A 24,812-nucleotide genomic window follows, 5' to 3' on the forward strand; every position below is an offset into this window, starting at 1 on the left:
CCGCCCGGGACGGCGGGTGTGTCTGGCCAGGCTGCAACGCACCACCGTCCTGGTGTGAGAGTCACCACGTCGACGGGTGGCTTTCCCCAACACACCCGGGCGGCCTGACGGATCTGGACAACGGGGCCCTGCTCTGCCACTTCCATCACTCAAACGTGCACAAAGCCCGCTGGAAACTGACCATCCGAAACGGCACCCCCCACGTCATCCCACCCCACTCCCTCGACTGGAACCAAACACCCCGACCCTGCCAACAAAACCGGGCCAGACAGATCAAACCCGGCCACCACCCACCAGACCCTTCATCGGCCGAGGGTCTGCAAAATGATCATCACAGCGACACCGGGTAGAACGACGCCCTCACCCGGCAGCCTCACCAGCGTCCTCGCAGGCGCCCTGAACCCGGCCAGCATAACCGGCCATCTATGTTTCGTAGCGCCGCCTGCCGTCCGCATCACCGATCCAGCCACGCGCATCCAGAACCCATCCATCCGAAGGCAAGCCCGCAGGGCGCGGCAGCGGCAGGGTGCACGCGGGCGTCAGCATCAGCAGCGCCAGCCGCGTTCGTCGACCGGAGTCAGGGCGCCGACCCGGCCACAGCCTTCGCGCGTTCGTGGTCGGCGCGCACCGTCAGATACAGCCGGTGCGCGGTGATCACGAGCGCGAGCCAGGCTGCGCCGAGGATCCAGCCGGCGAGCACATCGGTGAACCAGTGGTGGCCGAGGAAGACGCGGCTGAGACCGATGGTCAGCGAGAAGAGCACGGCGGCGGAAATGAGAAGCACACGGCTCCTCAGACGTTCCTGGCGGAGGATCAGGAGGTACGCGATGATGCCGGCCACGACAACAGCGTTCAGGGTGTGTCCGCTCGGGAACGAGGGGGAGTACTCGTACGGCGGCACCGCGTCGGCGAGCGGGGGCCGCACCCGCCCGATGAAGTCCTTGCCGGCGATCGTCATCAGCAGTGATCCGCCGCCGGCTGCGACGATCAGGATCACCGGGGTCCATGACCGGCGGTGGATGCCGAGCACCAGCAGGGTGCCGACGGCCACGATGGGCATCCCGATCGGCCCGGCTATGTCGGTGTACCCCGTGGCGATCGCGTCGAACCAGGGCGAGCGCAGGGTGATCGCGAAGTTCAGGAGGGGCTGGTCGAACCCGGCGACCCCGTCAGCGTCGGTGACGGCGTCGTACACCTGCACCGCTGCGGCGCTGAGAGCGATTGCGATGATGAGGCCGATCACCAGCGTCACGATGAGGGTCGCGTTAGGGCCGAGGCGGTCGTTCGCCCTCTCGGCCAGTCTCACCGTCTGTCGACCGAGAGGGGTGTACCAGTGCGTCAGGTCAGTGCTGCCGATGTGGCGGTCTTCGCGCAGTTCGCCCCGGGGCCCCTGCTCGCTCGGCTGCCCTCCGCGCGACTCTAGGGGCGTCGCCCGGGGCTGGTCGCCGTGGGCATTGCTGGAGCCGTGCCTGTGGCCGTGGCCGGCGCCCCTTTCGTTTCGGGTCATCGCTGGGAAACCTTTCTTCTACCGGAGTCTTCTACGTCAGGTTTGAGAGTGACCGCTCCGATGAGGCGCTGCACCACGGCGACGGGAGTCGGCACGAGGCCGGTGAGGCCTGTCATCCGGTGGGCCATAGTCCTCGACATTAGAGGCAGTGCACCCCTTCGAGCATCCTTCCGAGCGCCCGGCCGGGCTCCCGGGAACACGGTCGGGTTCGGGTGCGATACTTCAACGCATGAAAGATGAGACGGATCCCGGCGAGGCAGCCCGCCGCGAGTTCCCCGATCCACCGATCGTCGTGCATGCCGGCGGTCGCACCTCACTGGCGGTCTTCGTGGCGGCGTGGGGCCTGCTGATCGTTTCCGTTCCGCTCTATGCCGCGTTTCTACTCGGCACACTGCCTGACGTGCTCGTGATGGTCTCGAACCTCCAGGCCGCTGCAGCCCAGAAGAGGGCCGCCCGGCTGGAGCGCCGCGGCCTCTGAGCCGGTGGTCGGCACGAGGGCCGGATGTCGGGCTGGTCGGATGCCCGGCCGGCCGATCGCAGATCGTCATCGTTCAACCCCCGAGCGGGCCTGATCCGCCGGTTCGCGTATCGTGCGCCAGCCCGGCCACGATCGAGGCGAGGGCGTCGGTCGACGACACCTGAGGCTCCCAGCCGAGCACCTCCCGTGCCTTCTCTGTCGACATGATCGGAACGGTGGCTGCGATGTCCACCCAGCCCGGCGGGGTTGGCTGGATGCGCAACCGCCAGGTGAGCCAGACCAGGAACTTGGCCGCGACGAGCCGCACCGGCACGGCGCGACGTGCGCCGATCACCGAGGCGATGGTCTCGGGGTCGAGCACCGGCTCGGCCGCGATGTTGAACGCCCCGCCGGCCCGGCGTTCGACCGCGCGCCAGAAGGCCTCGCCGACGTCGCTGGCGTGGACGGCCTGGAAGACCATCTGCACCGGCAGCGGAACGACCGGAGGCCGCACGTACTTCAGCCAGCCCATCGGCAGGCCGCCGAGGAAGAGCCCCCGGATCTCGTGCCCGGCCCCCTCCTGGAACACCAGCCCGGGCCGGAACCGGGTGAGAACCACCTCCGGGTGCTCGAGCTCGAACCGGTCGAAGGCCCTCTCGTTCACTGCCTTGTGGCGCGCGTAGTGCGAGGTGTGGATGCCGCCGGTCGGCCAGCTCTCGTCGACGCGCCGGTGTTTCGGGCCCGGGCTGTAGGCACCCACCGATGACCCGACGAGCACGTGCCCCACACCGGCTGCGGATGCCGCGCCCAGCACGTTCGCCGTGCCGGTGACGTTGGTGCGCCACTGGCTCTTCTCGTCGTGACTGGGCTGCAGTGCCCAGGCGAGGTGGATGACCGCGTCGGCTCCGGCGAAGGCCGCTGTCAGGGCAGCCTTCGCATCGGGCGCCCCGACATCCACGCTGTGCCACTCGGCACCCTCGTAAGGTTCGGCACCCTCGTAAGGTTCGGCATGGTCGTCGGGCAGGCGGCGTGCCACCCCGACCAACGCCGTGACGCCCGGCGCGCGCTGCAACCGACGGAACGTCGCCGTACCGAGGTTTCCTGTGGCTCCGACGACGACGACCCTCATGCTGCACCTCACCTGCGCAGCACGTGTGGCCGCTCAGTCGATGTTCGCAGCCGCCGACGCGAGCGGCCAATCCGACCGTGGGGCTTGCGGCGCGGGGCCGCGTGGGTCAGGCGGGGCCGTGTGGGTCAGGCGCTGGCCGCAGCGGCAGAGGTTCCGAACAGTGTCGCAGCCTCGGCAGCTGCCCGGTGGGCCGCGGCCAACTCTGCGTTGCTGCGGTCGAGCTGCGGAGCGAGAGCAGCAACAGTGTCGGCGAGGGTCAGGCTGGTCTGGATGACGGTGATCCGCATTCCGAGGGCTGAGCCGAGGATCAGGCTGAGCGCGGGCACCTCGTGGTCCCAGTCGGCGGTGGGCGTGCCGGCGTCATAGGAGGCACCGCGGCTCGACAGGATGACCGCGGCCTTCCCCTTCATCGGCTGGGTTTCGACATCGAACGGCGCGGTCACGGCCGGCACGTGGATGTGGTCGATCCAGGCCTTCAGTGTCGACGGCAGGGAGTAGTTGTAGAGCGGTGCGCCCACCACGAGAACGTCTGCGGCGACCAGCTCGTCGATGAGCTCCGTCTGCAGTGCCTCGGCCTCTGCGGGCGGGTGGGATCCTGCCGGGCGGAGTCGCGCCGGCCAGTGCAGTGAAGCGTCGGCGAGGTGCGGCACGGGCCGGGCGTGGAGGTCCCGGTAGGTGATGGTGTTCGACGGGTTTGCCTTCAGCCAGGCGTCGGCGAAGGTGCGGCCGAGCGCCCGCGACCGGGAGCGCTCGGGATCGGCGGAGGAGTCGAGGTGCAGAAGATGGGCCACGCTCTCACGTTAGCTCTCGCCCCGCATCACGGCGAACACGACGCCCTGCGGATCGGCGAGCACGGCCATCCGCCCGATTCCGGGGATGTCGAACGCCGGTTCGAGCACGGTTCCGCCGAGCTCGGCAGCCTTCGTCGCCGTCTCATCGGGGTTGTCTGCTCCGAAGTAGACCAGCCAGGTGCTGGGCTGGTCAGCGTCCTGTTTCGGCATGATGCCGGCCGAGGACTTCCCGGAGGCGAAGAGCTCGGTGTAAGGGATGCCGCCGACGTCGGCGGTCTTCGGTTCGACTCCCAGCACCGCGCTGTAGAAGGCCGCGGCTGCGGCCGGATCCGGAGCCTGCAGCTCGTGCCAGATCGGAGCACCGTGCTGGTTGACGACGGCGGACCCGATGTGACCGGTCGTCTGCCACAGTCCGAATTTGGCGCCCACCGTGTCGAACGCGATCGTCATCCGCCCCGAACCCGGGATCTCGTCGACCGGGAACAGTACGGTGCCGCCCTCCTCGGTGACACGCTCAGCTGCGGCCTCCGCGTCGTCGACGGCGATGTAGGTCTGCCAGCTCGGTGCATCGCCGACCATCTCGGGAGCCTGCTGCATCAGACCGGCGACATTCCGCCCGTCGATCGTGCCCATGGAGTAGGTCATCTCGCCCGCACTGCTCGGCATCGGGTAGTCGTCATACGACCAGCCGAACAACCCGCTGTAGAAGGTTCGTGCCGAGTCGACGTCGGTCGTGACGAGGTCGATCCAGCAGGGCGCGCCCTGAACGTAGCTTTCGACAAATGACATGGTGGCTGCTCCACTTCTTCGACGACGCTCTGCGGTGAGTGCCGTTGCGTAGAAGCTACGCTGAATCAACCTCAGTTCACAATGTGATCGAAGACAATGCTCGTGCGCGTGGCGGCGACGGCCGGGTGGGCCGAGAGGTTCGACACCACGAATTCCCGGAGGTGGTCGCTGTCCCGGGTGGCGACGTGGATCACGAAGTCCTCCGCGCCGCCGAGGAAGAACAGCTCGACCACCTCGGTGCGGGTACGGATCTCGTCGCTGAACGACGAGAGGTTGTGCCGGGCACCCGACTTGATGCTCACGCTGATCAGTGCCTGCAGCGTGAAACCGAGGGCTGTGGGCGAGAGGCGCGCGGTGTAACCCGTGATCACACCGCGTTCTTCGAGCGACCTCACGCGCGCGATGCAGGTCGACTGCGCAATGCCGGCCAGCTCCGCGAGGCGGCTGTTGGGCATCCGTGCGTTCCCCTTCAGGAGGTCGACGAGGGTGCTGTCGACCTCGTCGAGCGGTCCCGGTGCCCGTGGATTGTTCATCGTCACCATCGGATTCAACCTCCTCAACCGAAGAATACCGAACGGGAGGGGATGGCCGCAGCAGTATCTGCGGAAGTAATGTGCTCGAAACGCGGGATTCGCAGAATAGAGGCACCCGTGCACGACGGGTGCACCATTTACGACTCTGCGAGAGAAGACGAACATGCGCGTAGGCATCCCGAGCGAGGTCAAGAACAATGAGGAACGCGTGGCGATCACTCCCGCCGGCGTGCACGAACTCTCCCGGCGCGGACACGACGTCGTCGTGCAGAGCGGCGCAGGCCTCGGATCGCGCATCACCGACGACGACTATATCGCCGCAGGCGCGAGCATCCTCGCCACCGCCGACGAGGTCTGGGAACAGGCCGACCTGTTGTTGAAGGTCAAGGAGCCGATCGCGAGCGAGTACGGCCGGCTGCGGAGCGGTCAGGTTCTCTTCACCTACCTCCACCTCGCTGCCAGTCGCGAGTGCACCGACGCACTGGTGCGCTCGGGCACCACGGCGATCGCCTACGAGACCGTGCAGTTGGAGAACCGCAGTCTCCCGTTGCTCTCGCCGATGAGCGAGGTGGCCGGCCGCCTGTCTGTTCAGGTGGGCGGGTACCACCTGATGAGTGCGGCCGGCGGTCGCGGTGTGCTGCTCGGCGGCGTGCCCGGCACGCGCAAGGCCAAGGTCGTCGTGATCGGCGGCGGCGTCGCGGGCGAGCACGCCGCGGCGAACGCGCTCGGCATGGGCGCGGATGTCACGGTCATCGACCTCTCCCTGCCCCGACTCCGCCAGCTCGAGGTGCAGTTCGGCGGGCGCATCCAGACCCGTGCGTCGAGCGCGTACGAGATTGCGGCCCAGGTGCGTGACGCCGACCTCGTGGTGGGTTCGGTGCTGATCCCGGGCGCCGCCGCGCCGAAGCTCGTCACCGACGAGATGGTCGCCGCGATGAAGCCCGGTTCGGTGCTCGTCGACATCGCAATCGACCAGGGCGGCTGCTTCGAGGGGTCGCACCCGACGACCCACGACGACCCCATCTTCCCGGTGCACAACAGCGTGTTCTACTGCGTGGCGAACATGCCGGGCGCGGTTCCGGAGACGTCGACCACGGCGCTCACCAACGCGACCCTGCCCTACGTGCTGACCCTCGCCGACAAGGGTTGGCAGCGCGCGATCGCCGACGATGCTGCCCTCGCGCGCGGTCTCAACGTGCACGACGGCCAGGTGACGAACGCGCTGGTCGCCTCGGCTCTCGGTCTGCCGTTCACGGCGCCCGAGACGTTCGCGGCCTGACGCGCGGGCGCTTGGTGAGACGCCGGCGGGCAGGTGAGACGTGCACGCCGGTCTCACGTGTCCGCAGGTGTCTCACGTGGAGGGGCGGTCGGCGAACGGAAACCACGCGGGCAGCAGCTGGCCATAGAGCGCCAGGAACGCGTCGATGATCCGCGGTGCGGGCGTCCGCAGCCAGGCCAGGATCGCTCCGGCCGACCCGTCGGCGATCATCCGCACGGCCATCTCCATGCCGAGCATCTCCATGCCGAGCGCGGCCGAGGGGCCGCCGGCGTGCGCATCAACGCGGTCGGCCCCGGCTTCATTTACACCCCGCTGGTGGATGCGAACCTGGGTGATGAGATGCAGGCCGCTCTCGCCGCGAAGCACGCTCTCGGCCGCCTCGGCCAGCCGGAGGAAGTCGCTTCGCTCGTGGCATTCCTCGCCAGCGCCGCCGCCTCCTTCATCTCCGGCAGCTACTACCTCGTCGTCGGCGGCTACGCGGCCCAGTAGCAGCCGGGCCGCGGGCCGGGCTGCTGCACATCGGGGCGCCCGGCCTATGGTAGAGTCATCTCTTGTGTGATTTGCGCCCGTAGCTCAGCTGGATAGAGCGTCTGACTACGGATCAGAAGGCCGGGGGTTCGAATCCCTCCGGGCGCACCATCCGAAAACCCTCGCCTCGGCGGGGGTTTTCCTGGTTTACGGGGAGTGCTGAAAGACGGGCGAGAGTGCTCAGGACCAGGCGTCGGCGGTCGGCGAGTCGGCCGGGGCTGTGACGTTCATCACGAGGTCGGGCTCGCTCGGGAACACCACATCCCGGGATGCCCATCGCTCACGGAAGAGTTCGCTCTGGGTCGACAGCTCGCTGACGATCTGGATGAGGTCGGGGTCGTGCGGGTTCCGGCCGGCCTCGAGGCGGTGAGCATCGCCACCTCTTCGCGGCGGAGACCCGCGACCCGGCGGGGAGGGGGCAGGGTCAGGCGGCGCGGGTGCGGTAGGTGAGCACGGCGTTGCCTTTGCTCGTGACCACGGAGCGCACGAGTTCGAGGCGGGTGATGGGGTCGTCGGGTTCGAAGAGGTGCCTGCCCGCGCCGGCGACCACGGGGTGGATCATCAGGGTGAGCTCGTCGAGGAGGCCGGCGAAGAGCAGCTGGCGGGTGAGAGAGATGCTGGAGAAGAGCGAGATGTCGCCGCCGTCGGTCTGCTTGAGGGCCGCGAGGAACTCCAGCGCATCCCCCTCGATCAGGGTGGAGTTCTGCCAGTCGAGCGGACCCGTCAGCGTGCGGGAGGCGACCAGCTTCTCGATCGGGTTGATGAAGGCGCCGAAGGGATCGCCGTCGCCGGCGCCTGGCCAGTAGGCCGACCAGTCCTGGTAGCCGGAGCGACCGAGCACGGCGGTCTGCACCGCGCCCATCATCGCGCTCATCTGGGCGCCGAGTTCGTCGTCGAAACTGTCGAACTGCCAGAGGTTCGGAGATTCGACGACGCCGTCGATCGACATGAAGAGGCCGGCGGTGAGTGAACGCATCAGGTGTCTCCAGACATTTTTGCCATTCTGGCAGACGGATTCGGCAGAAATCCAGCAGAGGCGGCATGCTGAGGTCATGCCTGAAACCGATCCCGCGATGATCGCCCCCGACGAAACCGTGAGAGCAGCCGTCGAAGCGGTGTGGGACGAACGGTATTCGGGCCCGGACCAGCTCTGGAGCGGTGCGCCGAACGGCACGCTTCTCGCCGAGACGGAGGGGCTGGCGGTCGGCACCGTGCTCGACGTCGGCTGCGGGGAAGGTGCCGACGCGCTCTGGCTCGCCGAACAGGGTTGGCGAGTGACCGCGCTCGATGTGTCGCGGGTCGCGCTCGAGCGCGCCGAGGCCGAGGGGCATCGACGGGGAGTCGACGTGCACTGGCTGCACTCCGGGCTCGTCGAGGCTGATCTCCCGGCGCGGAGCTTCGACCTGGTCTCGGCTCAGTACCCCGCCCTGTTCCGCACTCCCGGCAACGTCGCCGAGCACGCGCTCCTCGAGGCGGTCGCGCCCGGCGGAACACTGCTGGTGGTGCATCACCCGGCCCCGACGCTCGAGGAGGCGGAGGCACACGGTTTCCATCCCGACGACTACGTGGGGCCGGCCAACGTGGCCGCCCTGCTCGACGATTCCTGGGCGATCGAGGTCGACGAGGTGCGCCCGCGGCACGTCGCCACCGGCGCGGGATCGCACCACACGCACGACGTCGTTCTGCGCGCCCGCCGCCTCGCCTGACGTTCAGGCCAGCGAAGGCCTCGGCACGGGCGCCAGGCGCGCGAAGGCAGCCGCGACGTCGTCCCCGAGGCCGGCATCGCGCCCCAGCAGGTCGGCGGCGACCATCCTGCCGAGTGCCGCCGAAGTCTGGATGCCGTACCCACCCTGCCCGGCCAGCCAGTAGAACGTCGGGTCGCCGGGTTCGCGGCCCACGATCGGCAGGCCGGAGGGGCTGAGCGTGCGGAGCCCTGTCCACGAGCGGGACGATCCGCCGAGCGCGAGGTCGGTCACGGCGTTGATGCGCTGTGTGACGTCAGCCACGTCCGACGTGCGCGGCCGGGCGTCTTCGGCGACGCTCGGTGAGTCTTCGAGCGGGGAGGCGAGGATCTCGGTTCCCCGCGGCCGGAAGTAGAACGTGTTCCCCATGTCGCAGGCCATCGGCCACGACGGGTCGACGGCCCGGCCGGTGGCTGCCGCGACGGTGATGGTGCGCCGGTAGGGCTGCAACCCGCGGGGCGCCTTGCCGAAGAGTCCGGCGAGCGGATCCGCCCAGGCCCCGGCCGCGTTCACCACGATCCGGGAGCGGATCTCGTTCGAACCCGCCGTCACCCTCCAGCCGTCGGCGAGGGGCTGGGCATCCGACACCGCCGACCCCTGCAGCACAGTCACCCCGCCGGCGTGCATGCGCTCGCGGTAGTAGCCGAGCAGGGCGGTGACGTCGACCTCCTGGGCGTTCTCGTCGAAGGCGATCGATTCGAGGGCGCTGGCGCGGAGCGCGGGCAGCCGGGAGACGGCCTCGGCGATCGAGCCCTCCCGGGCATCCGGAACCGAGGCGAGCACCGAATCGGCCTGCGCCTCGGAGCCGCGGAGGCCGCACCAGATGAGGGGGCGGGGGCTCAGGATGCTCGTTTCGAGCGCTCGCTCGATACCGGGCATGAGGCCGAGCGTGGCAGCGGTGAGCGCCCGGATCTCGGGCGGGCCGTACGACGGCTGCATCTGCGATGCGGAACGACTGCTGGTGTGGTGGCCGAGCGTGTTCTCGCTCTCCACGACGACGATGCGCGGAGCATCGCTGCCGGCACCACCGGCCGCGTCCACGCCGGCGCCCGCGGCCGCGTCGACCAGCGCCGCGTCGACCAGCGCCGCGGCGAGGGACTGGCCGGCGATGCCACCGCCGACGATGACGATGTCCGTCTCGTACACGCTCATGCCAGCGTGGTCAGCTCCGAAGCGGCGATGCTGCGGTCGGCGATTCCCGCTGCGACGACCTGGAGTCGGAGGTTGTTGCGGCGTGCGTAGTCGCGGAGCAGCTGGAAGGCTTCGTTCATCGAGACCGAGTAGGTCTGGGCGAGCGCGCCCTTGGCCTGTTCGATGAAGATCCGGCTCTCCAGAGCATGGTTCAGCTGCTCGGTCACGATCGTCGTCTCCCGCAGCAGACGTTCCTGCAGGATGGCGATGGTCGCGGCGTCGGCGAGCGCCCGCGCGGCGCTCGCGTCGCGTTCGGCCACCGCGCCGATGGTGGTGCCGAGGAGGTTCAGGGTGCCGATCACGCGCCCCCGGAGCTTCATCGGCGTGGCGTAGACCGACTGGAATCCCTGGTTGAGGGCGGCGGTGCTGAAGGCCGGCCACCGGGTGCTCTCGGCGGCGATGTCGGGGACGGCGATCGGATCTCCGCTCGTGTAGGCGTCGACGCAGGGCCCGGCGCCCGCGTTGATCTGCATGATCTCGACCAGATCGGCCTGCTCGCTGGTCGACGCGACGAGCTCGAGCTGTTCGTTCTGGTTCGTCAGCATGAGACCGGCGGCCTCGATGTTCAGGATGCGCTTGCACTCCTCGACGAGGGTCTGCAGCAGGTCGACGATGTCGAAATCGTCGACGAGGGTGTCGGCGAGTTTCACAAAGGCTGCGCTGAGGAGCATTTCGCGTGACGTATCACTCACAGGGCTGCTCTCATCGTGCTGTTCGACGGTTGTGGTCTCATTGTCTGTCATTACTCCAGCTCCCGGAAATCCAACGTGCGGGCGATCACGCCGGCCGCGACCGACTGGATGGAACGGCCGGTCGAGAAGGCGTGCATCCTCAGTCGGTAGAACGCATCGGTGGCCGACACATCCAGTTGCGCGAAGATCATCCCCGTCGCCTGCTGCACCTCGCGCCGGGTCTCGGGCACCGGGCTCGACGAGAGCGTTTCGTCGTCGTTCGCAGGCGAAGATCGCTCCCACGGGGAGGCCTGCAAGGGCTTCGCTGAACAGGGGCCACTCGCTGGCGGAGGTCGAGACATCCGGAACCAGCACGGGGCGACCCGTCTTGAGTGCCTCCCAGTGCGGGCCCTGGCCCCTCGCGAACTGCAGTTCGCTGAGCGTCGTCGCGGTGGCGTCGGACTCGAAGAGCGTCGACTCCTGCCCCGAATAGCCGGTGACCGAGAGCGAGGCCGGTGATCGGCAGTGCCTTGAGGAAGGGGCTGAGGAGCTGGTGCTGCCAGTCGGGGGGCGGGGCGGGAGTAGCGGCGGCGTCGCGCGGCCCGCCTGGGCCACGCGTGCTCGGATGCCACACAGCCCCCACCGTACGCGATCGGGCCGGTGTGTGTGGAACGGGGGGGCGATTCGCGTTAACAACCCGGCGGCTACGCGCCCACCACCGCTGCGATCATCAACCGCAGCAGCTCCTCGCCGGCCAGGATGCCGCGGCTGCCCGTGATCGTCAGGTTGCCGTGCACGAAGCCGGCCTCGTCGAGTTCCCCGTGGGCCGGCCGGAAGGCGAGGTCGGCCTCCTCGAGCATCCGCTGATCGAGCAGGGAGTCGCCCGCGGCGAGCACCAGCGATGCCCCGGCCCGTTGCCGCACCTCGGCGACCGCGTCGCTCTTCGTCACCGCGTGCGGCACACAGTAAAGCTTCCGTCCCTGCACCGAGACCGACCAGCCGAGCGCGCGGCAGGTCGCCTCGAGCTGCTCGGCCCAGGGCAACGGCATCGCAGCACGGTCGACGATGGCGTAAACGAAAAGGTCTTCGGCGTTGTTGACCTTCTCGATCCACGCCGCGGCCGCAGGGTCTGTGAGCAGGGCGGTCACCTCTGCGAGGGGGGCCGCCTCCTCGGCCAGGCGGCGACGCACCGAGGCCGCCCACGCGGCATCCGGAACCCCGTCGACAAGCAGAACCCCGCCGTTGCTGGTGATGGCGTAGGCAGGTGTCGGCCCGGGCAGTTGCACCCGCCGGTACTGGATGACCGTGCGGGTCGTCACCGGCACGAACACGCTTGCGGCGCGCAGTTCTGCGAGCAGCGCCTCGGCCCGGCGCGTCATGAACGAGATCGGCGTGCCTCCGTAGAGCTCGGAGACGACCATTCCGGGGGCGTCGGCGTCGGCGGATTCGAGCCAGAAGGCGCGCGGGGAGTATATGAGCGTGCGGTCGAGGTCGCAGGCGGCGAGGGTGGTGGCGGGGGTGGCTTTGGGGGCGGGGGTCGTGGCGGGGGTGGCGGAGGCCGGGGTGGGGGTACTCACCGGTCGGCTGCCGCGCTCGTCACGAGCGGATTGATCAGGCCGACGCAGCTGTACGCCAGGTCATCCACCTCCTCGATCGGCACTCCGCGCTGCTCGGCGAGCAGCAGCACATGGGCGATGTCTTCGCGGGCACCGGGGCGCACCAGGATCTTCCACGGCACCCGCCGCAGCAGCACCCGGGTGGTCTCGCCGACGCCGGGTTTGACGAGGTTCACGTTGTCGATGCCGTAGTCGGCGCTGATGCGTTCGACAGCATGCCAGCCCGACCAGGTGGGCGCGCGCTCACCGGCGCGGGTCTCAGCGGCCGCCTCTCTGACGCCTTCCGCGACCTCGGCTCTCACCGTCTCGTCGTCGAAATGCGCGCAGACGGCGTCGAGGAAGACCGCTGAGACGTCGTCATCCCGAAGGCCGGCGTAGAACTTGGCCCCGTGGAAGTCGCCTGCGCCGATCAGTTCCCGGTTGAAGACGGTGCGGGAGACGAGCCCCGAGACGGTCGAGTTCAGGCACGCCGACGGGATGAGGTAGTCGTCGCGCGTGCCGAAGATGCTCACGCAGTGCCCCGGGTCGGCGAGCACCGCGAGGTCGTCGCCGAAGACGGTCCCGTCGGTGTCGGCGAACAGCGCGAGTGCGGCGGTGAGTTCGCGGGCGATGGCGCCCTTGCCGGTCCAGCCGTCGACGAAGACGATGCGATCGGGGTCGTAGGTCGCGGCCACGTAGCGCAGGGCGGTCTGGTCGAGCCCGACCCCCCGCACGATGCTCATCGTGAGGTGCGGAACGTCGGTGCCGTGCATCCGTTCGGTCCACCGCTTCATGAGGATGCCGATAGGCGTGCCCGCCCGGGCGAGAGACACCAGCACGGGCTGGCCCGCGCGCGCGGCGTGCACCAGTTCGGAGACGATGCCCACGGCGACAGCGACGCGACGGCTCGAGCGTTCGAGAGCCTCGGCGAACAGCTGCTGGTACTCCGGGCTCGGCACGTACTCGACGGGCAGTGTCTCGGCGTAGTTCGCTCGCCCGCTCTGGATGTCGCGCTCACGCTGGGCGGCGGGAGCCTCGAGTTCGGCGTCGCCGAGGTCCTTCAGCAGCCACAGGACGTCGGCGGCCGAGTACGAGCCGAAGGCGGGGCCGGTGAGCGGCGCGGGGAACCGGTTGGTGCCGGGGTTGATGAGCGGTGGGGCGGGGGTTCCGGTTGCGCCGGGGGTGGGGTTGCTGGGGCGGAGGTTGCTGGGGCTGGGGGTCACGGGGTGGCCGGCTCCTCGGGGTGGGTGCGTGCGGCGGGTGCGGTGGGTGCGGTGAGTACGACGAACACGTGGTCGGTCACGCGGCGGAGGGCCTCGGCCACACCGTCGGCGGCGAGAATCCGGTCGCGATCCGCATCGGGTTCGGGAAGGAAGACGATCGCGTCGAAACGTCGGCCGCCGCGCGTGAGGTTGTAGGCGAACCGGGGTCCGAACCCGTCACTTGTGAGGTCGTGGCTCGGGAACGTGATGGCGCTCGCGATGGCGTAGTCGGGGCGGTCGATCGGCGTGATGGGGGAACGTGTGGTGGTGGAGAAGCGCACGGAGCGCTCGCGGAGCGGGTCGGAGTGGCTGAGCTGGTCCGCGACCGAGAGCGGCAGCGCGATGTGCTCCTCGGAGCCGAGCACGAGGATCGAGCCATCCGGCAGCTTCGGGTCGAGCGCTGCGACGATGCGGGCGGCCGCGCGGTCGTCGTCACCCGGGCGAGCGTCGACGCCGAACCGCGCGCTAGCCGCGCAACCGCCCTCGACCTCGACGAGTGTGAGCGCGCCTGCCGCGGCTGCCCGCTCCGTCTCCTGCGTCCCCGCGCCTCCTACCCGCGATTCCGGCGCCCAAGGGACGCAAAGTGCGCTTGGCGGAGCGGTTTGGAGCGATTTGGGTCCCTTCGGCGCGAGGGCGGGGGCGGGCGGGAGGGCGGCGAGGGGCCCGGGCGGGAGGGCGCGCGCGGCTCGGGCCAGCACGTCGGAGGGCAGGTCGATCGAGCCGGAGCCCAGCGCGACGACTGCTATCGAGGTGCCGAGCGTCTGGGCGAGGATGTCGAAGCGGGCGCGGTCGGCTTCTGAGCGCAGGTCGATGAGCGAGGCCACGATCCAGCGCGACTGCGGCACCACGGAGTGCAGGGCGCGGATCGTGTTCACGATCGTGGTTCCGGTGCTCAGTTCGTCGTCGACAAGCACGACTGTGCCGCCCGGTCGCAGCCAGTCGGACCGGGCCGGGTAGAGCTGGTGGCTGGTGGCGTGGGAGTGCTCCTCCTCGAAACCCGCGAAGGGTGCGCGGCCGACCGGAGCGTGCCTGGTCGAGTGGATGTAGTACGAGCCGATCGTCGAGGCGACGAGCTGCCCGAGCCCGGTGGCGGTCTCGGCGTAACCGACGGTGACGACCTCCGGATGCCGCGACCGAAGCCCGGCGACCTCAGCCCTGAGCTCCGCCACCTCGGCGAGGGACGCATCCGGAGCCCCGCCGGCCGCCGCCCCGCCTGCCCCGGCTGCTGCCGCCGTCTGCTGCAGGATGCGCGCGAGCCGCTCGAACAGGCCGGCCGGTGGGTGCCTCCCGTCGAGTTCGCCCCCGACGAGCAGACCGAGCAGCTCGGCGGCCACGATCACGATCCCGGGCGCGGTGGGCACGTGCTTGGCCAGCACCGTCGAGACCAGCAGCTGCGCGCGGCGGGGGTTTCGCCGGAGGGCGACCCCGACGAGGAGTTCGACGGGCACGAGGCTCCGCCGGTCATCCGTCCGTACCCGGATGCCGACCTCGCGTTCCGCAAAACCGCCGGTCCAGCTGGCGACAGCCACCCCGGGGCCCGCACCGCTCACCGCATGCTCGCTTCGAGCAGGTCGACGAACGTCGTGGCCTCGGCGGCCACACCGAACGCCTCCGAGCGCAGCAGTGTCTTCTCGGCCCAGGACTGGTGCGGCTTCATCTCGTTCATCTTGTTGCGGTACGGCGACGCACTCGCGCCGCCACCCACGTTGCCGACGATCGCCAGGGCATCGAGGTACTCCTCGTGGCTGACCACCGAAAGCGCGTGTACAACCGGAACATGCGTCGGGTGGATGACCGTCTTTCCGAGCAGCCCGTTCGCCTGGTCGAGCGAGATCTCCTTGATCAGGCCGTCGAGTCCGCCGAGCATGAGGCGCTGCCTCAGCTCGGGCTCGTTGGCGTCGGTGAACGGTGTGAGGCGCAGCTGTGGCCGGAGGATCCGCTCCGACGTGTCGAAGTGCTCCCAGACTGGCCCGGTGATGACGAAGTTGTCGGAGGGGCGGCCGAGCACGTTCACGATGTCGGCGATCACCGCGGCCACGACCTTCACGTCGTAGACCGTGAGTTCCCGCGACCGCCGCAGCCCGAACACGCTCGACAGGTCGGTGGCGCCGATCCGCACGGCGAGGATGTCGTCACGGTGCGCCTGCAACACGTCGACGATCGCGGAGAGGGCTCCGGTGCGCGTCTCGGTGTGCACCATCGAGGGCGATTCGAGGATCGGCATCACGCGGAGGTGCCGACCGCTGGCGTTGCCTGCACTGCCAGCATGCCCGAACCGCTCGTGGATCTGCTCCAGCGCCTCGAAGAACCGATCGGCATAGCCGGTGTCGTTCTCGAACTTCGGGATCACGAAACCGCTCAGCAGAGCGAGCCCCGAGCCGCAGAGCTCGGCCATCCGGAGCATCTGTTCCGGTGTGCGCACGCGGATGAACAGCAGCGGCAGCTCGCCCGGCTCCCCGTCGCCCGGTCTTTTGTCTCCGAGTGGCCGTTCCCAGAGGCTCTGGATCGCGCCGGCGACATTCGCCTCGGCGAACGCCACCGACGAGTCCGCGATCGAGTCTTCGAGGCACAGCACCATGCTGATGCAGCCCCGCGCCGCCTGCTTGGTGACATCCCGGGCGATCTCGGGCCGGTCTCCCGGAACGTAGAGGGTCGCGCCGAGCGCCGCCGCCAGCAGGTCGGGCGGCGAATCGATGTTGAGTTCGCGGGGCAGCCGATGGAACAGCGTGCCCGCCTCGGCGTCGCTGACGGATCGGAAGTGACGCATCGGCTACCTCGTGCGGGGCTGGCGCGCGTCGAAACGGGCGGTCAGCTGGAAACCGAACTCGCGGTGGAGTTCCGCGGGGGAGAGGGCACGGGCGACCGGCTCGGCGCGCAGTTCGATGAGGGCGCCGATCCGCAGCAGGGTGAGCACGAACATCCGGTCGCCGGATGCCGCGCCAGCACCGGGGTCGGAGGCGACGGTGACGGCGACGGTGACGTGCGAGCCGTCGAACAGCTGCACGCCGATCGGTTCCGGCCCGTTGCCGATGAACAGCGCGCGGCGGAGGGTCCGCAGGTGGCGGAGCGCCACGATCGCGTCGCCGTCGTCGAAGCCGACGAGAGCCCTGTTGCCGGGCGTCATCACGGGTGTGCCGGCGGTGTCGACGCCGCCCGACGTGAGGGTCAGGGCGCCGGTCACGAGGTTGGTGCTCTCCCAGGCGATGGCGTGCACCCCGGAGACGATGAGGCTGCCGATGGCGGAGCGGCGGGCATCCAGTCGCAGCACCGGATGCTCGGGGCCGAGCTCCCGCACCTCGTCGATCGCGGGGGCGGGGAACGGCTGCGGGAGGGTGGGCCGTGCGGGGCGGGTTGGATCCGCTGGACGGGCACCGCTGGGGGCCGCCGCGGATGTCGGGCGGGAGCCGGACGCCGCAGCCGGCTTGGCGGTCGGTGTGGAGGCGGCTGCGGGCCGGAGACTGAGCCCGCCAGAGGTGGCAGGTGGCGTGGCGGGAGCAGCTGCGGGGGCAGTGGCCGGGGCAGCTGCGATTGCGGGCCGGAGGCTCAGCCCGCCAGAGGCGGAGGGTGTGGAGGGTGCGGACGGTGCTGCCGCGACGACCGCAGCCGCGACATCCACCGACACCGGCTTGACGCGCCGCCGCAGGTAGGGCAGGTCGCGGCGCACCGCCGCCCGGTTCAGCGCCACGGGTTACAGCTCGATCCGGAAGTCGCGCGCCACCCCGGCGAGACCGTTCGCGTAGCCCTGGCCGATGGCACGGAACTTCCAGTCCGCGCGGTGCCGGTACAGCTCGCCGAAGAGCATCGCGTGAACGTTCCGGTCGTTGTCGGCGAGGGGCACGTCGAATCGCACGAGCTCCCGGCCGTCTTTCGTGGCGACGCGCACGTACGCTGAGCGCACCGCCGAGAAGTCGGCTGCTCCGCGCACGTCGGGGTCGACGTAGACGAGGAACGCGATCTTCTCGACGACGGCGGGCACCGCCGAGAGGTCCACGTCGATCTCCTCGGCGTCGGCCGTGTCGACGAACTGCACCGATCCGTCCTGGCTCTCGAGCTGGTTGAAGAAGACGAGGTGGTCGTTCGAGATCGCCTTGTCGTCGGCGTCGCACAAGATCGCGAGCGGCACCAGTTCGGCGCGCGGCCCGCGGCTCGGGATGACCTCCCAGCCGAACCCGACGAGAACCTCCGTGAGGCCGGGGTTCTCTGCGGTGAGGGCGGCGTTGGCCCCCGGGATGAGCGTGGCCATCAGCGACCGCCCAGCGTGAGGCCCGGATCCGGCGCCTGGAACTTGTCGGCCAGAAAACGGCCGTGCGTCGAGAGCTCCTCGATGGCGCCGATCCGCACCTGGTTCAGCATGTCGCGCACGGTCCCTTCGAGAAGTTCCAGCTGGTCGGCGAACAGCGCGGTCGCCGCCGAGTCGTCGGTGCGGTCCCGTTCGGGCAGGGCCAGGAACGCGTGCAGCGGGGTGGGGATGTAGTCGCGCACCATCGCCTCCAACAGCACCCGCTGCTCGGTCGAGGCGCCCTGCGCGGCAATCGTGGCGACCACGTCCCTCAGCACATCGTCGATCTGGCCGAGGCGCGACGAGAGCAGGGTCGGCAGCTCACGGCCGGCGCGCCGCACCGTGCTCCGCAGGTCATCCAGAGCCTGCGCGGTCTGCTCGTCCTCACTCAGCGTGGCCGCGGCGGGCACGTCGTCGACCACTGTCGGCGTGGCCTCGGGTGCGGGCCCGCCGAACAGCGAGTTCACGAAACGGCCGAACGTCACCGTGTCACCTCAGTGTCACCGGCTGACCTCGCCCTGGTCGCCCTGGCGGCTGCGCTCGAGGTACGGCTTAGCCTTCTGGATGCCCGTCTCGAGTGCCGCGACGGTGCCCTCCATATTCTTGGCAGCCGAGGCGCGGAAGGTGTCGATCGCATCCATTGTCTGGAACACGTTGTCGAACGCCTTCTGCAGCGTCTCGACGCTCACGCCCGAACTGCCGGCCTGCTCCTGGATGCGCACGGTCTGATCCTTCAGCATCTCGCTGGTCTTCAGGATCATGTTGTTCGTGGTGGTGTTGATGGCGTCGATCTGGTCGAGCACCATCTTCTGGTTCGCGAGCGCCTGCGCCACGATGACTGCCGTGCGGAGCGCCGCGATCGTGGTGGTGCGGGCCCGGTCGACACCCTTGATCAGCTCGAGGTTGTTCTTGCGGATCAGGTCCATCGCGAGATAGCCCTGAACCGAGACGGCGAGCTGGGTCAGGATGTCCTGGTGGCGCTGGCGGATCGGGAAGAGCACGTCGGCCTCGAGCTTCTGCGCCTCCTCGATCTGGCCGGAGGCGCGGCTGGAAGCGATCTTCTCGACGGTCGCGGCATCCAGGGCCTTCGCGAAGACCGCGTACTCGCTGAGCGCCTGCATCGTCTCCCAGAGCTGCACCTTCTCGCCGGCGAGCGCGGCGTTGTCCTTCAGCAGCTCGTCCTGGCCGGCCATCAGCGACTTGATGATCTTGTCGAGTTGCGTCTGAGCGCTCTCGTACTTCTGGAAGTAGCGCGCCAGCTTGTTGCCGCCCGGGATGAATCCCAGGATCTTGCGGCCGACCCCGAGGTCTGCCGCGTTCGGCGTCAGGTCTTCGACCGTCGTGCGGAGGTCGCCGAGGGTGTTGGCCACGGTGATCTGCGCACTGTTGCCGGTCTTCTTCGCGCCCGCCACAGAGGTGGATGAGCGTTCGAGCATCCGCGTCGAGTATCCGCCCGACTGCACCATTTCGGCCCCGCCGATCTGCGAGATGCCCTCGACCTTGGTCTGGAACTCGGGGCTCCGCGGATCGAGCGAGCTGACCTCCGCCACGAACTCCCGCGCCTGGCGAGAGATCTCGGTCTGGCGCTCGGACGGCACCGGAACCATGCCCGGCGCCGCGTCGGCCACGACGATGTCGGGGGCATCCGGTGCGCGGAGCACCAGCGATGACGCCTGGGCGACGTCACTGCTGTCGGGGGGAGTGAGCGGTGTACTCATGGAGGGAGCCTTTCTAGCCCAGTTGGACGCCGAAGTCGCCGGCGATTCCTGCGAGGCCGGTGATATAGCCCTGGCCCACGGCCTTGAACTTCCATTCGGCGCCGTTGCGGTACACCTCGGCGAAGACCATCGCGGTCTCGGGGGCGGCGTCTTCGCTGAGGTCGAAGCGCACGATCTCCTGGCCGTCCTGGTCGACGACGCGGCAGTACGCTGCGCGCACCTGGCCGAAGTTCTGGCGACGCTCGTCGGCCTTGTCGATCGACACGGCGATGACGATGCGCTGCACGTCGGAGCCGACCTTCTGCAGGTCGATGTTGATCTGCTCGTCGTCACCGTCGCCTTCACCCGTGCGGTTGTCGCCCATGTGCTTGACCGACTCGTCGGGGCTCGCAGGTTGGTTGTAGAAGATGAAGTCCGCGCTCGAGCGCACCTTGCCGTCTGCGCCCAGAAGAAGCGCTGACGCGTCGAGGTCGAACTGTTCGCCGCTGGTGGTACGCGGATCCCAGCCGAGGCCGACCGTTGCCACGGTGAGCCCGGGGCTGGTCTTGGTGAGCGAGAGGTTGTTGCCCTTCGCGAGGGTGAGTCCTGCCATGTGAATCAGTGCTCCTTGTTGGATTGTGCGGGTTCGTCTTTGTCTAGAGTGTCTGCGCGGCGGGGGTCAACAGATCCATCACGGAGCGGCCGTTCGCGCGGTTGCCGATCGCCTTGAAGCTCCACCCGGCGCCATCCCGGGAGACCTTCGACATGATCATCGCGGTGTGGGTGCCGGAGTCGGTCAGCTGGTAGCGGGCCACCTCGGGTGCTCCGGGGGCGGAGTCGTCGACGACGCGGCTGAAGGCGTTCTCGACCATGTCGAACGACTGCTGCGTGTAGCTCGAGATCACGAAGACGATCTGCGACACCGCCGGGGAGACCTTCGAGAGGTCGACCAGGATGGTCTCGTCGTCACCGTCACCGGCGCCGGTGAGGTTGTCGCCGGTGTGGGTGGCCGACCCGTCCTTGCTGGCCAACTGCTGGAACCAGACGGTGTCGAGCACCTTGCCCGACGCGTCGAAGAAGATCGCCGACGCGTCGAGGTCGATCTCATCCGCAGGTTTCGCCCGGCCGAAGAGGCCGCGCTTCACGGGGGCGGCGCTGTCCCAGCCGAGCCCCAGGCGGATCTTCGTGAGAGCCCCGCCGTTTTTCTTCGTCAGTGAGAGCGACTGGCCCTTTTCCAAGCTGAGACCCATGGTGTTTTCTCCTTGTGTAGTGCATTCGGAGCGGGGGGATGCTCTCCCCACGCTAGAGGATACGGCGTTACCCTGCGCTCTGGGTTACTGCGTGCTCTGAGATATTGCGCGCTCTGGGTTACTTTGCGCTCTGGCTGTGAAGTTCGTGAGCCTGGGCCAGCAGGGCGACGAGTTCTTCGTCGTCTGCGGCCTTCGCACGCTGCTTGTCGGAGAGGGCCTGGATGGCCTTCTCGCGGGCCACCATACGCTCGTAGGTCGCGGTGCGCTCGGCCTCGTCGCCCTTCAAGTCGTGTTCGACGAACTTCTTGGCCTGGATGCGGGAGTCGCTGATGACGGTGTTCGCCTTGCCCGCCGGGCTGAACAGCGAGGCGAGAACGGTGATGGTGAGAACACCGATGATGACGATCAGCGAGAGCTCGGTACTGATCTCGAACACCGGGATCGGCTGCCCACCGTTCAGGAACGGGAGGTTGTTCTCGTGGAGGGCGTGCAGCACCAGCTTCACGCCGATGAAGGCGAGGATCGCTGCGAGACCATAGCTGAGGAAGATGAGGCGATCCAGCAGGCCGTCGATCAGGAAGAACAGCTGGCGGAGACCCATCAGGGAGAACGCGGTGGCGGTGAACACGATGTAGGTGTTCTGCGTGAGACCGAAGATCGCGGGCACGGAGTCGAGCGCGAAGAGCAGGTCGGTTCCACCGATGGCGACCATCACGAGCAGCATCGGCGTGAGGACCTTCTTGCCGTTCTCGATCGTGAAGAACTTGTCGCCGTCGTAGCGCTCGGTGGTGTTGAAGATGCGCTTCGCCAGGCGGATGATCACGTTGTCGGCGTCGTCGCCCTCTGACTCGGGGCGCAGCAGCTTGATGGCGGTGAAGATGAGGAACCCGCCGAAAAGGTAGAACAGCCACGCGAAGGAGTTGATCGCGGCGGCACCGATGAAGATGAACCCGGTGCGGGCGATCAGCGCGAAGACGATGCCGAAGAGCAGCACCTTCTGCTGGTCGGCACGCGGCACCCGGAAGCTCGCGATGATGATCAGGAACACGAAGAGGTTGTCGACGCTCAGCGCCTTCTCCGTGATGTAGCCGGCGAAGTATTCGGTGCCGAGCGTCTGCCCGCCGAAGACCAGAACGCCGATGCCGAACGCGACAGCGATGCCCACGTAGATGGCCGACCACTTGGCGGCCTCCATCAGGGTGGGCTCGTGGGCTTTGCGCACGTGGAAGAAGAAGTCGAAGGCGAGGAGGGCCAGGATGCCGACGATTGTCAGCAGCCAGACGTAGCCGGGGATTTCCATGGGTGAAGTGCTCCTGGGTGCTTGGAGGGTGCGTAGAGAGTGAGTGGAGGTTGGAGGTGTAATTTAGTTGGTGTGCTCCCACTATATTTGGTTGGATCGCACCAACCAAATTCGATCCCCGATTAGTCAGGAAACCTTCAGCTATGGATCCAGACACTCCAGAACCCGTCAACGTCGGCGAGTCGATCGAGTCGACCCTCGCTCTCATCCAGCGCTGGTCGACCCGCGCCGAGAACCGTCGGAACCTCCACGACGCCGAGGGTGCGGCACTCTCCAGCACGGACTCCTGGTTGCTTGAACGCCTCGTCGCCTCGAAGCCGATCCGGATGTCGCGGCTCGCCGAGTGGCTCGAGGTCGACAAGTCGACGATGACAACCGAGGTGCGGCGGCTCGAGCTGGGCGGTCTCGCCCGGCGCGAGCCCGACCCCGCCGACCGTCGCGCCGTGCTGGTGAGCGCGACGGAGGCCGGGGTGGTGGCGATCGAACGGCACCGACGCATCGCGCAGGACGTCTACAACACCCTCGTCGGCAAGTGGAACGAGGAGGACCGCGCCGACTTCTCCCGTCTGCTGCAGCGCTTCAGCCGTGAACTCTCCTGGGTGACCGACGCGGTCTGGCGCCACAACGAGTCCCGCTGACCCCTGAGTGTCGGCGGGGTGGCTTAGCGTCGAGGCATGAGCCGGGAATCCTGTTGCAGCGTCGAGAGTGCGGGGGGCGGAGGCCGGGACGGGGGCGGCGGCGACGCGGGCGGGCGGGCCTGCGGTGAGCCGGTGGAGGTGGATGCGCCGGTGGCGCTCTGCGCGCACCATCTGCTGCTCGCGCACGACTTTGTCGCCCGGGAGGTGGGCATGACGGATGTGCTTCCGTCGCCGTGCCGCGCCTGCGGGTCGAGGCTCGGCGTACGGTACCCGTCGGGCTGGCTCTGCGCGGTGTGCGAGTGGAAAGTGGGAGAGTTGCCGGACTCCGACCCGGGTTCCGGGGTCTCGCGGGTCGAGGTGGTCTACTACATCCGCTCGGGCCAGCGCATCAAGATCGGTACGTCCGCCAACCCGCGGCAGCGACTCGGGAGCCTGCACTACGAGGAGTTGCTGGCGTTCGAGCCGGGCGGTCGGATGACCGAACAGCGCCGTCACGCGCAGTTCGCGGCGCAGCGGGTTCCGCGGAGCGAGTGGTTCGCCGTGCATCCGGAGCTCGAGGCGCACATCGGGGTGCTCGCGCGGGGCGTTGACGACCCGTTGTCGCTGTATGCCCGCTGGCTGAGCGAGCGCCGCGCCCTCGGCGGGTGAGGGGAGCGGGTGAGGGGGTCGGGCGACTCGGCGACCGGCCGGGCGGGTGTCTACGCTGGGGGCATGACGACAGACCAGCTCGCAGACCTCGGCCAGCTCGAACAGCTCGCACCCGGCCGGGCGCTGACCGACGCGGAATCTCTCGACCGCTACAGCCACGACGACGCCGAGTGGGCCGACTTCGTGCCGCCGCTCGCCGTGGTGCTCGCACGCTCGACCGAAGAGGTCGCGAGTGTGGTTCGCTGGGCGGCCGAACGAGGCGTGCGCGTCGTACCGCGCGGCGCGGGAACCGGCCTCTCGGGCGGCGCCAACAGCATCGCGAATTCGATCGTCGTCTCGCTCGAACTCATGAGCGAGGTGCTGAGCGTCAACGTCGACGAGCGCTATGCCATCGCCCAGCCCGGTGTCATCAACGATGCCCTCCGCGCGCACGTCGCCGCATTCGGGCTCTGGTATCCGCCCGACCCGGCCAGTTCGGCGATCTCCACGATCGGCGGCAACGCAGCGACGAACGCGGGCGGCATCTGCTGTGTGAAGTACGGAGTCACCCGCGACTACGTACTGCGGATGACCGTGGTGCTCGCGAGCGGCGAGATCGTGTCGCTCGGCCACTCGACTGCCAAAGGAGTCACGGGCTACGACCTCGCCGGGCTCATGGTGGGCTCGGAGGGCACGCTCGGCATCATCACCGAACTGACCGTGCGGCTGCTGCCGCTCGCGGGCCGCGACGAGCGTGCGGTCATCGGGTACTTCCCCTCTCTCGAAGCGGCGGGCGTCGCCGTTGCCGCCATCTCGCGGGCCGGCATCATCCCGGCCGCGCTCGAACTCATCGACCACACCTGCCTGGTTGCCGTCGACGAGTGGCAGCACCTCGCCCTGCCGTCGAATGCGAAGGCGCTGCTGCTGGCGAAGGTCGACGAGGCCGGGCCGGCAGGGGAGGCGCTTACCGACCGGGTCGCGGACGTCTTCGTCGATGCAGGCGGCTCGAACGTCGAGCGGGCCACGGACGCGGCGGAGATCGCGCGCCTCTTCCTGGCCCGCCGACTCGCCTACCCCGCGCTCGAGCGTCTCGGGCCGGTGCTCACGGAGGACATCTGCGTGCCGCGATCCGCCGTGCCGGAGATGCTGCAGCGCATCCAGCAGGCGGCCGCCGAGAACGACGTGGTCATCGCGAACATCGCGCATGCGGGTGACGGCAACCTCCACCCGCTGATCATCGCTCCCGTGGGCGACGACGCGGCGAAGGATCGGGCCAAGACAGCGTTCGACCGCATCGTGGCCGACTGCCTGGACCTCGGCGGAACCGTCACCGGCGAGCACGGGGTCGGGCTGTTGAAGCTCGAGGGGGCCCGGTTGGAGCTGGGGGAGCCGGTCATCCGGATGCACGAGGCGATCAAGCACGGGCTCGATCCGCTCGGCACGCTGAACCCGGGTAAGGGGTTCTGAGGAGGGTCGCCCCGGGCGAGGCCGCGGTGCGCGGAAGTATTTGCATTGCGCACAATTCAGTTGCGCACAATGTGTTAGGG

At 68.8% G+C, this 24,812-nt stretch carries 27 protein-coding genes, 1 tRNA gene and 2 pseudogenes; 8 read left to right on the forward strand and 22 right to left on the reverse strand.

The window, feature by feature from the left end:
* Window positions 1–577: 577 nt before the first annotated feature.
* The gene (locus B7R22_RS01105) at window positions 578–1,507 is read right to left on the reverse strand and encodes a phosphatase PAP2 family protein (RefSeq protein WP_116409989.1); all 930 of its coding nucleotides are present in this window, start codon (window positions 1,505–1,507) and stop codon (window positions 578–580) included.
* A gap of 229 nt (window positions 1,508–1,736) precedes the next feature.
* Between B7R22_RS01105 and B7R22_RS01110 the strand changes: the two genes are divergently transcribed.
* Window positions 1,737–1,985 carry a hypothetical protein gene (locus tag B7R22_RS01110; RefSeq protein ID WP_116409990.1) on the forward strand — a complete coding sequence of 83 codons (249 nt, stop codon included), beginning with the start codon at window positions 1,737–1,739 and terminating at the stop codon, window positions 1,983–1,985.
* A 73-nt stretch (window positions 1,986–2,058) separates the two neighbouring features.
* Here B7R22_RS01110 and B7R22_RS01115 read toward each other — a convergent pair whose 3' ends face one another.
* From B7R22_RS01115 to B7R22_RS01130, 4 genes are all read right to left on the reverse strand, one after another.
* A complete protein-coding gene (locus tag B7R22_RS01115; RefSeq protein ID WP_116409991.1) occupies window positions 2,059–3,093 on the reverse strand; it encodes an NAD-dependent epimerase/dehydratase family protein in 1,035 nt (344 codons plus the stop codon).
* Window positions 3,094–3,218: 125 nt separating this feature from the next.
* Entirely contained in the window at window positions 3,219–3,884 is a 666-nt protein-coding gene (locus tag B7R22_RS01120; RefSeq protein ID WP_116409992.1) for an FMN-dependent NADH-azoreductase, read from the reverse strand.
* Between the two features lie 9 nt (window positions 3,885–3,893).
* On the reverse strand, window positions 3,894–4,673 hold the full coding sequence (locus B7R22_RS01125; protein ID WP_116409993.1) for a VOC family protein: 780 nt from the start codon (window positions 4,671–4,673) through the stop codon (window positions 3,894–3,896).
* Window positions 4,674–4,744: 71 nt separating this feature from the next.
* On the reverse strand, window positions 4,745–5,206 hold the full coding sequence (locus tag B7R22_RS01130) for an Lrp/AsnC family transcriptional regulator (protein ID WP_253258809.1): 462 nt from the start codon (window positions 5,204–5,206) through the stop codon (window positions 4,745–4,747).
* 163 nt (window positions 5,207–5,369) lie between these two features.
* Between B7R22_RS01130 and ald the strand changes: the two genes are divergently transcribed.
* Window positions 5,370–6,485: an alanine dehydrogenase gene (ald, locus tag B7R22_RS01135; RefSeq protein WP_116409995.1), complete on the forward strand. Its 1,116-nt coding sequence runs from the start codon at window positions 5,370–5,372 to the stop codon at window positions 6,483–6,485.
* A gap of 72 nt (window positions 6,486–6,557) precedes the next feature.
* Here the strand turns inward: ald and B7R22_RS19640 are convergent, their stop codons facing one another.
* The gene (locus B7R22_RS19640; protein WP_253258810.1) at window positions 6,558–6,713 is read right to left on the reverse strand and encodes a hypothetical protein; all 156 of its coding nucleotides are present in this window, start codon (window positions 6,711–6,713) and stop codon (window positions 6,558–6,560) included.
* Between the two features lie 33 nt (window positions 6,714–6,746).
* Here B7R22_RS19640 and B7R22_RS19645 point away from each other — a divergent pair.
* Together B7R22_RS19645 and B7R22_RS01145 are read left to right on the forward strand one after the other, a co-directional pair.
* A pseudogene (locus B7R22_RS19645) lies at window positions 6,747–6,974 on the forward strand (SDR family oxidoreductase); the annotation flags it as partial.
* A gap of 73 nt (window positions 6,975–7,047) precedes the next feature.
* Window positions 7,048–7,124 (forward strand) — tRNA-Arg (locus B7R22_RS01145).
* A 69-nt stretch (window positions 7,125–7,193) separates the two neighbouring features.
* Here B7R22_RS01145 and B7R22_RS01150 read toward each other — a convergent pair.
* Window positions 7,194–7,367: pseudogene (locus B7R22_RS01150) on the reverse strand (MmyB family transcriptional regulator); the annotation flags it as partial.
* Between the two features lie 70 nt (window positions 7,368–7,437).
* Entirely contained in the window at window positions 7,438–7,989 is a 552-nt protein-coding gene (locus B7R22_RS01155) for a dihydrofolate reductase family protein (RefSeq protein ID WP_116409996.1), read from the reverse strand.
* A 76-nt stretch (window positions 7,990–8,065) separates the two neighbouring features.
* Here B7R22_RS01155 and B7R22_RS01160 point away from each other — a divergent pair, with 76 nt between their 5' ends.
* A complete protein-coding gene (locus tag B7R22_RS01160; RefSeq protein WP_116409997.1) occupies window positions 8,066–8,719 on the forward strand; it encodes a class I SAM-dependent methyltransferase in 654 nt (217 codons plus the stop codon).
* A 3-nt stretch (window positions 8,720–8,722) separates the two neighbouring features.
* Here the strand turns inward: B7R22_RS01160 and B7R22_RS01165 are convergent, their stop codons facing one another.
* The 14 genes from B7R22_RS01165 to B7R22_RS01235 form a co-directional block, all read right to left on the reverse strand.
* Window positions 8,723–9,907 carry an NAD(P)/FAD-dependent oxidoreductase gene (locus B7R22_RS01165; protein WP_116409998.1) on the reverse strand — a complete coding sequence of 395 codons (1,185 nt, stop codon included), beginning with the start codon at window positions 9,905–9,907 and terminating at the stop codon, window positions 8,723–8,725.
* Entirely contained in the window at window positions 9,904–10,689 is a 786-nt protein-coding gene (locus B7R22_RS01170; RefSeq protein ID WP_116409999.1) for a GAF and ANTAR domain-containing protein, read from the reverse strand. Before B7R22_RS01170 ends, B7R22_RS01165 begins: the two co-directional genes overlap by 4 nt.
* On the reverse strand, window positions 10,689–10,934 hold the full coding sequence (locus B7R22_RS01175; protein ID WP_172582135.1) for an ANTAR domain-containing protein: 246 nt from the start codon (window positions 10,932–10,934) through the stop codon (window positions 10,689–10,691). The genes B7R22_RS01170 and B7R22_RS01175 overlap by 1 nt, the downstream gene beginning before the upstream one ends.
* 387 nt (window positions 10,935–11,321) lie before the next feature.
* On the reverse strand, window positions 11,322–12,194 hold the full coding sequence (locus B7R22_RS01180) for an HAD family hydrolase (protein WP_253258812.1): 873 nt from the start codon (window positions 12,192–12,194) through the stop codon (window positions 11,322–11,324).
* On the reverse strand, window positions 12,191–13,435 hold the full coding sequence (locus B7R22_RS01190) for a cysteine protease StiP family protein (protein ID WP_116410001.1): 1,245 nt from the start codon (window positions 13,433–13,435) through the stop codon (window positions 12,191–12,193). Before B7R22_RS01190 ends, B7R22_RS01180 begins: the two co-directional genes overlap by 4 nt.
* Complete coding sequence (locus B7R22_RS01195) at window positions 13,432–15,024, reverse strand: phosphoribosyltransferase domain-containing protein (protein WP_116410002.1); 1,593 nt, start codon at window positions 15,022–15,024, stop codon at window positions 13,432–13,434. The genes B7R22_RS01190 and B7R22_RS01195 overlap by 4 nt, the downstream gene beginning before the upstream one ends.
* Window positions 15,021–16,241, reverse strand: a complete 1,221-nt coding sequence (locus B7R22_RS01200; RefSeq protein ID WP_116410003.1) for an HpcH/HpaI aldolase/citrate lyase family protein — start codon at window positions 16,239–16,241, stop codon at window positions 15,021–15,023. The genes B7R22_RS01195 and B7R22_RS01200 overlap by 4 nt, the downstream gene beginning before the upstream one ends.
* Before the next feature lie 3 nt (window positions 16,242–16,244).
* A complete protein-coding gene (locus B7R22_RS01205; RefSeq protein WP_116410004.1) occupies window positions 16,245–17,159 on the reverse strand; it encodes a hypothetical protein in 915 nt (304 codons plus the stop codon).
* A gap of 3 nt (window positions 17,160–17,162) precedes the next feature.
* Window positions 17,163–17,717, reverse strand: coding sequence for a TerD family protein (locus B7R22_RS01210; protein ID WP_216363344.1), 555 nt, complete (start codon window positions 17,715–17,717; stop codon window positions 17,163–17,165).
* The gene (locus tag B7R22_RS01215; protein WP_116410006.1) at window positions 17,717–18,238 is read right to left on the reverse strand and encodes a hypothetical protein; all 522 of its coding nucleotides are present in this window, start codon (window positions 18,236–18,238) and stop codon (window positions 17,717–17,719) included. Before B7R22_RS01215 ends, B7R22_RS01210 begins: the two co-directional genes overlap by 1 nt.
* Window positions 18,239–18,253: 15 nt before the next feature.
* Window positions 18,254–19,471 carry a toxic anion resistance protein gene (locus tag B7R22_RS01220; protein ID WP_116281436.1) on the reverse strand — a complete coding sequence of 406 codons (1,218 nt, stop codon included), beginning with the start codon at window positions 19,469–19,471 and terminating at the stop codon, window positions 18,254–18,256.
* A gap of 13 nt (window positions 19,472–19,484) precedes the next feature.
* Complete coding sequence (locus B7R22_RS01225) at window positions 19,485–20,063, reverse strand: TerD family protein (protein ID WP_116410007.1); 579 nt, start codon at window positions 20,061–20,063, stop codon at window positions 19,485–19,487.
* 43 nt (window positions 20,064–20,106) lie between these two features.
* Complete coding sequence (locus tag B7R22_RS01230; RefSeq protein WP_116410008.1) at window positions 20,107–20,700, reverse strand: TerD family protein; 594 nt, start codon at window positions 20,698–20,700, stop codon at window positions 20,107–20,109.
* A 118-nt stretch (window positions 20,701–20,818) separates the two neighbouring features.
* Window positions 20,819–22,000 carry a TerC family protein gene (locus B7R22_RS01235; RefSeq protein WP_116410009.1) on the reverse strand — a complete coding sequence of 394 codons (1,182 nt, stop codon included), beginning with the start codon at window positions 21,998–22,000 and terminating at the stop codon, window positions 20,819–20,821.
* 143 nt (window positions 22,001–22,143) lie between these two features.
* Between B7R22_RS01235 and B7R22_RS01240 the strand changes: the two genes are divergently transcribed.
* The 3 genes from B7R22_RS01240 to B7R22_RS01250 all read left to right on the forward strand — a co-directional run bounded on the left by B7R22_RS01240 (window position 22,144) and on the right by B7R22_RS01250 (window position 24,732).
* Window positions 22,144–22,638 (forward strand): MarR family winged helix-turn-helix transcriptional regulator, encoded by a 495-nt coding sequence (locus tag B7R22_RS01240; RefSeq protein WP_116410010.1) that lies wholly within the window; start codon window positions 22,144–22,146, stop codon window positions 22,636–22,638.
* A gap of 36 nt (window positions 22,639–22,674) precedes the next feature.
* Window positions 22,675–23,286: a GIY-YIG nuclease family protein gene (locus B7R22_RS01245; RefSeq protein ID WP_116410011.1), complete on the forward strand. Its 612-nt coding sequence runs from the start codon at window positions 22,675–22,677 to the stop codon at window positions 23,284–23,286.
* 63 nt (window positions 23,287–23,349) lie between these two features.
* Window positions 23,350–24,732 (forward strand): FAD-binding oxidoreductase, encoded by a 1,383-nt coding sequence (locus B7R22_RS01250; RefSeq protein ID WP_116410129.1) that lies wholly within the window; start codon window positions 23,350–23,352, stop codon window positions 24,730–24,732.
* Window positions 24,733–24,812 lie beyond the last annotated feature (80 nt).

This window comes from Subtercola boreus, from assembly GCF_003399635.1.
Classification (GTDB): domain Bacteria; phylum Actinomycetota; class Actinomycetes; order Actinomycetales; family Microbacteriaceae; genus Subtercola; species Subtercola boreus_B.